Here is an 8,958-nt window from a genome sequence, read left to right as displayed (position 1 = left end):
CCGCCCCCGCCCCCGCCCCCGGTCCGGGCGCGGGGGCGGCCCGGTCACGCCACGCGGACGCCGCACCAGTTCGGGGAAAATGCGACATCCGACCCTCCTCGATACCGCCACCTCGGCGAACCAGCGACAGCCGCCCGGCCACGTGCCGGAGAAGGTTGATCGGCTGAGGGCCGGGCGGTCGCCACCGCTTCGGCGGGGAGGCGGTGCCCATGCGGTCGCCGCCCCGTCCGGAGCGGACCCGGCGGCGAGCCCTCCGGTCGGGTGGCGGCCTCGGCGACCGGGCGGTTCGCGCCCACGCCGAATCGTCGGAAACACCGCGCAGGTCTGCTCGCGTCGGGAGCCGCCCGGTCGACCCCGGCGCCCGAGGCCGCCCGGGAACGACGGGAACGACCGAGAACGACCGAGAACAACCGGGGACGACCGGGGACGCCCGGGGTGCCCGGGAACGCCCGGGTGCCCGGGGACACCCGGGGTGCCCGGGGACACCCGGGGTGCCCGGGAACGCCCGGGGTGCCCGGGAACGCCCGGGGTGCCCGGGGACGCCGGGGGCGATGAGGCCGGCTGGGACGCCCAGGGGACCGGTGAAGCCGGCCGGGACCGCGGGTGCCGCCGCGCCGCCGGGCGCACCTGGCCGGGTCCGCAATTGCGCCCCGGGACCGGCGGGGGCCGACCGGGGTCAGCCCGCGTCCAGGCCCCGGGTCACCGGCGTGACCGTGCCGCCGGGCAGCCAGGCGGTGCCACGGTGGCCGGCGTGCCCGCCGACGTCGCCCGGCACGGTGAGCCGGGCCGCCGCGTAGAGGCGTACCGGGCCGGTGAGATGGCCGCCGGTCGCCGCCAGGAACGCCTGGTAGCCGCCGGCGCTGGGCGGCACGCCGGGGGCGGTCGCGGCGAGCGCGCCGAGGTACCGCTGGGGGCCCGGTTCGATCGGGCCGAACGCCAGCGCCAGCACCTGCCCGACGGGCTGGTCGAGCACCGGCGCGTGCAGCAGCCAGGGCGCGAGGTAGGCGCCGGCGGGCGCGCTGCGCCGGCCCGCGGCGACGTCCGCCAGCGTACGCCGGGCGACGTCCCAGCCGGAGACGAGCACCAGCGGGCCCCGGCCGTCGGGTGACACGGTGAGACCCTGCCGCCGGGCCTCGGCCGTCACCGCCGCGGTGGCCTCCCGGGAGCGGGGGGACCCGTCGCCGACGACGGTGATCGTCTCCACGGCCCGCCCGGCGACGAAGCGGACGGCGGCGACCAGGGCGGCCCGGTCGGGCACCCCGAGGTGCCGGGCCGGGCAGGTGGTGACCGGCGCGGGCCGCCCGGCGGCGAGCCGGCCCAGCACGGCCGTCGCGCACTCCGGGCCGTCGGTGCCGGTCAGCTCGTCGTCGGCGCGGGGGCCGGTGCCGACGGGCACGCTGAGCGCCACCGTCCGCCCGGCCCGGCCGACCCAGAGTTGACGCTGCCCGGGGGCCAGCTCCACGGTGGCCCAGGCCCCGTCGGTGCCGGGCCGGGCGGTGGCCGGCCGGAGGTGGTCCGGGGCGGCGCCGACGGCCCACCCGGCGGCGGGCACCCGGACCAGGTTGCGTCCGGGGCGCCCGGGGACGACCAGCACCGCGCCCGGCTCGCCGAGGTCGACCTGCCGCAGCACCGGCAGCCCGACCGGCTCCGCGGTCACCGGCGCGGACGCCGCGGTGACCGTGGCGAGGACGGCGACGAGGACGAGCAGCCCGGCCCCGAGCCGGCCGGCGCTGAGCCGGCCGGCCGGGTCAGCGGAGGTCGGCATCGGCGACGGCGAACAGGACGCCGTGGGGCCGCGCGTTGCCGGTGGCGCCGTGCGGCCACCGGGCCCGGTTGAAGCCGACGCAGGGCAGGTCGGAGTATTCGTCGCGGAACGTGGTGTCCAGCGTCGGCCGGCCGTTCGACGCGATGTCGATCATGCAGACCCGGTGGTCGCCGTCGATGCCGGACGTGGCCACGAAGTAGTTCGAGGTGGCCACCCGGTCGATCCGCTCCTGCTCGCGCAGCTTGCCACCGCGGCCCGGGGCGGGCCCGAAGTGGTCGATGGCGCCCCAGTGCGGGCCGACGCCGAGCAGCGGTGACACGGCGTCGCGCAGCGGTACGACGCCCATCAGCGCGGGGCAGTCCGGCTCGACGCCGCCGGTGCTCACCTCGGCCGCCGTGTCGATCTTGCAGCGGACGTCCCGGCCGGCCGCCAGCAGCTTCTGGATGTCCAACACGTAGAGCATCCCGCTGTTGACGTCCCGCGGCACGCGCGGGTCGGACCCCATCACCGCGTGGAACAGGAACCGGTCGTCCAGGCTGGTCTGCAACCAGCTCCCGCCCGAGTTGGAGCCGGTGAGCAGGCCGGTGGTGTCGAAGGTGCGGTAGGCGGTGGTGTCGTCGAAGATCTCCCGCCACTGCGGGTTCGGCACGGTGATGTCCGGGGTGTAGAAGACCGCGCCGCCGGACATGGTGGAGGCGAAGACGCCCCTGTGCCGGCGCTGGTTGGTGACGGCGTTCTCCATCACCATCCGCGGCTCGGAGAAGGCCGGGATCTGGTCGACGCGGGGGCCTTCCGGCAGGTACGAGACCGACTTCAGCCGGGGTGCGTTGCGCTTGGAGATGTCGAAGACCCGGATGGTGTCCCGGAGCAGGTACGGGTCGATCACCTCGCTGCTCGGGTCGAGGTAGTTGCGGGCCTCGGCGAAGTCGCTCACCACCATCAGGTCGAGGTCCTCCCGGACCTGGATGCCGTGCGGGTTGGCGCAGGTCGCCGGCGTCACCTGGGGGATGCTCGCGCAGGTGCCACGGTTGTCGCCCTCCGGCCGGTCGGCCGGCACCTCGGTCAGGGTGCGCCCGTCCGGCGCGATCCGGACCACCTCGCCGGGCGTGCCGCCGAAGCCGTTGCCGTAGCGGACCTCACCGTTGGGGTAGCGGCACGGCCCGGCGACGTCCGGCCCGCCCATGTAGGTGACGTACGCGGTGCCGTCCTTGAGCACCCAGGAGGCGTCCGGCAGCGAGCCGCAGGGGGTGTCGGCGGACAGGTTGATGCCGACCAGCTTGATCTGCGGCAGCCGGCTGGCGTCCAGCACGTAGGTGACGTCGCTGAAGATTCCGTGTGCGAAGAGACGCTGGCCCTTGTGCCAGACGTACTGCAGGTGGTGCGGCTCGTTGCCGGTCACCGGCGACATGGTGACGGTGTTGACCACCTTGCCGTAGTCGGGTGAGCCCTTGGTGACGTCGATGACGGCCAGGAAGTCGGGATCACCGGTGGTGCCGGGGGCGGCGTGGTGCGCGCCGCCGGCGACGCCGGCCCCGGCCGACGCGGGGGACGTCTCGTCGCCGGCCCAGGCCAGCAGCCATTCCTTCGGGGTGTGGTGCCGGGCCGGGCGGGTCGGGCGGACCAGGTGGTTGGTCGCCGAGTAGGTCTGCCCGTCGGTGCCGACGACGCTGGAGGTGAGCAGGTCGACCGGGGCGGCCTGGACGCGGGGCTGGTCCGACAGCGCCAGCACCACGGCCGAGGCGGTCGCGACGGCCGCCAGCCGGACGAGGAATCTGCGGTTGTGGAGTGCGGTGGGCACGGCTTCTCCCGGTCGTCGGAGGGGCATGGACGAACTCGGATAGCTATCAGATATTAAACTGATGCGACGCTCAGGGGAAGGTGGGCGGTCAGTCGGGCCGCCGGCCGCACACCACCAGCACCTCCCCGGTCGGACGAACCGGCCCGTCCGGGAAGGCGGCGCCGAAGGTGCGGACCGCGTCCTCGTGGATGGCCTGGCGGGTCGACGCCGGCAGCGAGTCGAGCAACGCGATGAACGGGCCCGCCGTCGCGGTGAAGAACTCCCAGGCCGAGGCGGGATCGGCGGCCTCGAAGATCGGCGACTCGAAGACCTCGGTCCGCACGTCCACGAAACCGGCCTCGGTGAACAGGTGGACCAGGTCCTTCAGCGAGGAGAGACCCACCGGGCCCGACTCGTCGTCCGGCGCCTTCTCGGGCAGCGGCACATGCCGGCCGACGATGCCGTTGGTGAGCTGGAAGGGCATGCAGCGTTCGGCGGCGCCGAGCGTCATGGCGACGAACCGGCCGCCGGGACGCAGCGCCCGCAGCACGGCTTCCGTCGCGCCGGCCCGGTCCGGCATGTACTGGAGGCCGGCCCGGCAGGTGGCGGCGTCGAAGCTGCCGTCCGGCACGCCGAGACTCGTCTCGTCCGGGATCGTGCGGAACTCCACGTTGCGCACCCCCAGCTCGGCCGCCACCGACCGGGCACCGTCCACCATGGCCTCGACCAGGTCGAGCCCGAGCACGAAACCGGTGTCACCGACGCGGGCGGCGACGTCGATCGCCGGGTTGCCGACCCCGCAGGCCAGGTCGAGGACCCGCTCACCGGGGCGCAGGTCGGCCAGGCGCACCATCGCCTCGGTAATCGGGCGGGCGGGTTCGACGAAGTTGGCGCGATGGTCCCGCCACGCCCCGGCGCACAGCGTCCACTCGGTGATCTGCTGCGCGCGAACGGCCTGCGAGTTCATCTGGACCTCCTGGGGACGGGCGGCGGCCGGGGCGGCCGAGAGGACGGACCGGTCAGTGCGACTTGCCGGCGACTCCGCTGATCAGCACCACGGTGGACGGAAGCTGGACGGTGCCGTCGGCTGCGCGGTGGTCCTCGGCGAGCCGGGCCACCTCGGCCCAGAGCTGGGGGTCGTCCGCCGAGCCCAGCCGGTCGCGCAACATCGCCAGCACCGGCGCCGGCAACAGCGCCCGGGTGTAGGCGGCGAACACCTCCGGCGACTCGACCCAGAACGGGGCCCGGACCTGCTCGACGCGGACGTCGACGAAGCCGGCGTCGGTCAACTCGGCGTGACAACGCGCCGGGTCGGCCATCGCGTACGGGCCGGGCGCGTCCGGCGGGGGCGGCGGCGGAGGCGTGGGCCCCTGGACGAGGGGCACGATCGCCTGGAACGGCAGCCCGACCACGGGTGCCTCCGCCGCGGGCCCCCACACCGCGGCGGCGAACCGCCCGCCGGGGGTCAGCACGGTGTGCAGCGCCCGCAGCGCCTCGGCCCGGTCGGGCAGGAACATCAGCGCCCACCGGCTGAGCACCACGTCGAACGAGTGCTCCGGCAGGTCGAGGTCGGCGAGGTCACCGACCTCGAAGCGGGCCTGGGGCAGCTCGGCGGTCCGGCGACGGGCGATGCCGATCATCGCCGGGGAGATGTCGATGCCGAGCACCTGCCCCTGCGCCCCGACGACGTGGGCGGCGGACAGGGCCGGCTCGCCGCACCCGCTGCCCACGTCGAGCACCCGGTCGCCGGGTTGCAGCCCGGCCAGTTCGAGCAGGCGGCGGGTCACCACCGCGCCACCGCGTTCGAAGGTCTCCCGCCAGACCTGCCAGCCTTCGCTGACCGAATCCCAGGTCTGCCGCTGCTGTTCGAGGACGCTGGCCCGGTCGGGCACCGGCATGCTCATGGTCTCCCCTGCTCGTCGTCGTGGACGCGGCCACCGGGCACCACCGTCGTCGGGCGTCGCGCGGGCCGGCCGGGTCGGCCGGCGACGCGCTCGCGGCCCGGCCGCGACGGACAGCATCACTCTAGTCACGCAGAGCCGCGTTGTGCTAGTTGTTCTTCAAGCGTCGACTCAGGACCAAAGACGCGTCCGGCCGCGGAAAGGGGAACCCCGTGCCCACTCCAGCACCNGAGGCACCCGCCTCGCCCCGCTGACCGACCGGACCAGCAAGCAGTTGCTGCCGGTCGGCGGACGGCCGCTGGCCGCCCGGGTGATCGACCAGTTGACCGCCGCCGGCGTACGCGACGTGCTGGCGGTGATCGACGACCGCCACGCCGGCGCGTTCCTCGCCGCGATGCGCGACGGTCGCGATCTCGGACTGCGCAGTCTCGCGTACGTCTGGCAGCCGGCCACGGGCGTGGGGATGCCCTCGGCGATCGCCCAGGTCGAGCCGCACGTGGGCGATCGGCCGATCGTGGTGATCTGCGGTGACCTGCTGCTGGAGGCAGGGCTGGCCGGCGTGGTCGCCGACTTCCTGGACCAGCCCGACGGCGCGCGGCTGCTCGCCACCCGGGTGGCGGACACCGCCGGCCAGACCCCGCTGCGCGTGGTCGACGGGCAGGTGCGGGAGGTGGGCGACAAGGATCCGCGGCGGCACCGGCCCGGGCTGATGGAACTCGGGGTCTACCTCTACCGCCGGGACGTCTTCGACGAGATCCGCACGCTGCGCCCGTCGGCGCGCGGCGAGACGGAGATCTGGGAACTCAACCGCCGGTACGCCCGCCGCGGCGGGTTGCGCTGTTCCGAGGTGTCCGGCTGGTGGTGCGACGTGGGCGGCAGCCTCGCGGACTACCGGGAGGCCGATCGGCGCTACGCGAGCGGCGACCGCTCACCCGACCCGGACATCGTTGACACTATATCTTTCCGTAGTTAGGCTCCTCGAACGGTTCTCGACAGGCAGGAGTTGCGCCGTGAGCATCCGTCCCGACGCCACCACCGGGAACGCCGCCGAGGAGGTCTTCCTCGGTTTCCTCGACAGCCCAGCGGACGACGAGCCCGTCGCGCACTACCGCTGGCTGCACGAGCACGCGCCGGTCTTCACGACCAGCGCCGGCATGGTGGTGCTCAGCCGCTACGACGACGTCGACCTCATCCTGCGGCACCGGGCGCTGGGGCGCGGCGACGAGTCGGTGCAGCACCTCACCGACCTGCCGCCGCAACTGGTCGAACCGGTGATGGCGCTCTGGAAACGCACCATGGTGTTCGCCAACCCCCCGCTGCACACCCGGATGCGTCGCCCCGTCGCCGCCGCGTTCACCCCCCGGCACGTGGCGGAGCTGCGGGCCCGGATCGTCGGCCGGATCGAACGCCTGCTCGACGAACTGACCGGCGCGTCCGAGGTGGACTGGGTCCGGGGGTTCGCCTCGCCGCTGGGCACCGGCGTGGTCGGTGACATGCTCGGCGTGCCGGAGACCGACCGGCCCGAGCTGGCCCGGCTGTCGCCGGAGTCGATGAAGGTCTTCGACCCGATGACCGCCACCACCGACCTGCCGGCCGCCGCCGAGGCCGTGATCGACATGGCCGACTACTTCGGCGACCTGGTCGACGACCGGCGCCGCGATCCGGGGCAGGACGTGGTGAGCCGCCTCGCGGGCGCGCTGGACGCCGGCTCGCTGGAACGGATCGAGGTGGTGGCCGCCTCGGCGAACCTGCTCAACGCCGGCAGCGACACCCTGGTCAACCTGCTCAGCAACGCGATGTACGCGTTGCTGACCAATCCCGACCAGCTCGACGCGCTGACCGACCTGCCGCCGTCGCTGCTGCCCCTCGCGGTGGAGGAGCTGGCCCGCTGGGACCCGCCGCTGAACCTCAACCCGCGCACCGCGCTGGAGCCGTGCACGGTCGCCGGCATCGACCTGCTGCCCGGCCAGATCGTCATCGGGGTGCAGGGCGCGGCCAACCGGGACCCCGGCCACTACACCGACCCCGACCGCCTCGACCTGACCCGCGACGAGGGCCCCTCGCTCTCCTTCGGTGGTGGGGTGCACTACTGCCTCGGCGCCCACCTCGGCCGGCTCGTGCTCGGCGAGGTGCTGCGCGTCCTGGTGGCCACCGGCACGACCGTCGCGCCGGCCGGCACCGCCCGCCGTCGCCCGGGGCACAACCTGCGCGGCTTCCAGTACCTGCCCGTCACTCTGGCCCGGTAAGGAGACCGCCGTGCGCGTGCTGTTCCTGTCCACCCCGCTGGCCAGCCACCTCTACCCGATGGTGCCGCTGGCGTGGGCGCTGCGGGCCGCCGGGCACGACGTGGCGGTCGCCACCACCGGCCCGGCGCTGTCGGTCGCGTCGTCCGGGCTGGACGTCATCGACTTCGACCCCGAGGGGCGGTGCCCCTCGTTGGCCCAGATCAACGCCACCCGGCCGGACATCGTGGCGAAGCGGGCCACCCGCATCGACGACGGCATGGTGTTGCTGATCGAGGCCACCCGGCAGTACGTGGACCGCATGATCGAGGTGGCCGGGCGCTGGCGCCNCCCCCCACGCTGGGGGTGCCGGCGGTGGAGCACGGGGCGAGCCTGCTGCGCACCGGCGACTTCTACGAGCGGCTCGACCAGCTCATCCCGGAGACCTTCGAGGCGTACGGCCTGAGCGGCCTGCCGCGGCGACGGGCGCTGCTCGACGTGGCCCCGCCGAGCATGGTGGTCACCCGCGCGGGTGCCTGGCCGATGCGGTACGTGCCGTACAACGGCGGTGGCGTGCTGCCTCTCGACCTGACCGTGCCCGCCGGTCGGCCCCGGGTCGCGGTCACCATCGGCACCAACATCATGGCCCCGAACATGGCGCAGCTGCTGTCCGCGCTCTACGCCGCCGCGGCCGGCGTGGACGCCGAGTTCGTCGTCCTGCTCAGCGGAANCCGCTGCGGGCGCTGCTCGGCACCTGCCGGCTCATCGTCCACCACGGCGGCGCCGGTTCCATCCTGGCCTCGCTCGACGCCGGCGTGGCGCAGGTGGTGGTCCCCTCCGGTGCGCCCAGCTACATCCAGGCCGACGCGGTCCGCGAGCGCGGGGTCGGCCTCACGGCGTCGGCCGACGAGGTCGACGCCGACCTGCTCACCCGGGCCCTCGGCGACGAGAAGCTGCGCGACGCCGCGGCCGAGGTGCGAGACGAGATGGCGGGTATGGCGCCACCCGCCGCCGTGGTGTCCCGGTTGGTCGAGCTGGCGTCCTGAGCCGGCCATGACCGACCCCGCCACGAGCCGGACACTGGCCGCCGAACCACGGCCCGCGTCGGCCGGGACACCGCCGGACATCACCGGCATCACCGTGTTCCGGGCGGCGGTGCCGGTCCGCGACCGGATCGGCGTGACCGTGCACGGGCAGCGTCACCCGGTCTCGCCGGTGTCGGCCGGGTTCGTGGTGCTCCGGGCCGACCGGCTCGCGCGCGACCATCATCTCGTCGCCGACGCGTTGCGGCTG

General features: G+C 74.7%; 8 protein-coding genes. 4 read left to right on the top strand and 4 right to left on the bottom strand.

The genetic code is table 11. The features are described 5' to 3' along the window. Positions 1–676: 676 nt before the first annotated feature. The 4 genes from B1205_RS28310 to B1205_RS28295 all read right to left on the bottom strand — a co-directional run bounded on the left by B1205_RS28310 (position 677) and on the right by B1205_RS28295 (position 5,446). Positions 677–1,765: a hypothetical protein gene (locus B1205_RS28310; RefSeq protein WP_089158383.1), complete on the bottom strand. Its 1,089-nt coding sequence runs from the start codon at positions 1,763–1,765 to the stop codon at positions 677–679. Beyond that, entirely contained in the window at positions 1,749–3,563 is a 1,815-nt protein-coding gene (locus B1205_RS28305) for a selenium-binding family protein (RefSeq protein ID WP_217809897.1), read from the bottom strand. Before B1205_RS28305 ends, B1205_RS28310 begins: the two co-directional genes overlap by 17 nt. A gap of 88 nt (positions 3,564–3,651) precedes the next feature. Next, a complete protein-coding gene (locus B1205_RS28300) occupies positions 3,652–4,509 on the bottom strand; it encodes a methyltransferase domain-containing protein (protein WP_089158381.1) in 858 nt (285 codons plus the stop codon). A 52-nt stretch (positions 4,510–4,561) separates the two neighbouring features. Beyond that, on the bottom strand, positions 4,562–5,446 hold the full coding sequence (locus tag B1205_RS28295) for a class I SAM-dependent methyltransferase (protein ID WP_089158380.1): 885 nt from the start codon (positions 5,444–5,446) through the stop codon (positions 4,562–4,564). On the opposite strand from B1205_RS28295, the gene B1205_RS28290 reads away from it, so the two are divergent. From B1205_RS28290 to B1205_RS32620, 4 genes are all read left to right on the top strand, one after another. After that, positions 5,439–6,416 carry a sugar phosphate nucleotidyltransferase gene (locus tag B1205_RS28290; RefSeq protein ID WP_089158379.1) on the top strand — a complete coding sequence of 326 codons (978 nt, stop codon included), beginning with the start codon at positions 5,439–5,441 and terminating at the stop codon, positions 6,414–6,416. The genes B1205_RS28295 and B1205_RS28290 overlap by 8 nt on opposite strands. Positions 6,417–6,453: 37 nt before the next feature. Next, complete coding sequence (locus B1205_RS28285; RefSeq protein WP_089158378.1) at positions 6,454–7,689, top strand: cytochrome P450; 1,236 nt, start codon at positions 6,454–6,456, stop codon at positions 7,687–7,689. 512 nt (positions 7,690–8,201) lie between these two features. After that, a complete protein-coding gene (locus B1205_RS33215) occupies positions 8,202–8,711 on the top strand; it encodes a glycosyltransferase (RefSeq protein ID WP_369597321.1) in 510 nt (169 codons plus the stop codon). A gap of 7 nt (positions 8,712–8,718) precedes the next feature. Further along, the coding region (locus tag B1205_RS32620) for a hypothetical protein (protein WP_254910276.1) at positions 8,719–8,958 on the top strand (240 nt) is incomplete at its 3' end.

Origin of the sequence: Micromonospora sp. NBS 11-29 (assembly GCF_002140155.1) — a bacterium.
In the GTDB taxonomy this organism is placed as follows: Bacteria; Actinomycetota; Actinomycetes; order Mycobacteriales; family Micromonosporaceae; genus Micromonospora.
Note: the sequence above shows the minus strand (reverse complement) of the source record. Positions and strands in the feature narration are given on the sequence as shown.

Excerpts from the sequence above, each read along its gene's own strand:
- B1205_RS28310 (WP_089158383.1), bottom strand. The coding sequence starts at position 1,765 with ATGCCGACCTCCGCTGACCCGGCCGGCCGGCTCAGCGCCGGCCGGCTC.
- B1205_RS28300 (WP_089158381.1), bottom strand. The coding sequence starts at position 4,509 with ATGAACTCGCAGGCCGTTCGCGCGCAGCAGATCACCGAGTGGACGCTG.
- B1205_RS28295 (WP_089158380.1), bottom strand. The coding sequence starts at position 5,446 with ATGAGCATGCCGGTGCCCGACCGGGCCAGCGTCCTCGAACAGCAGCGG.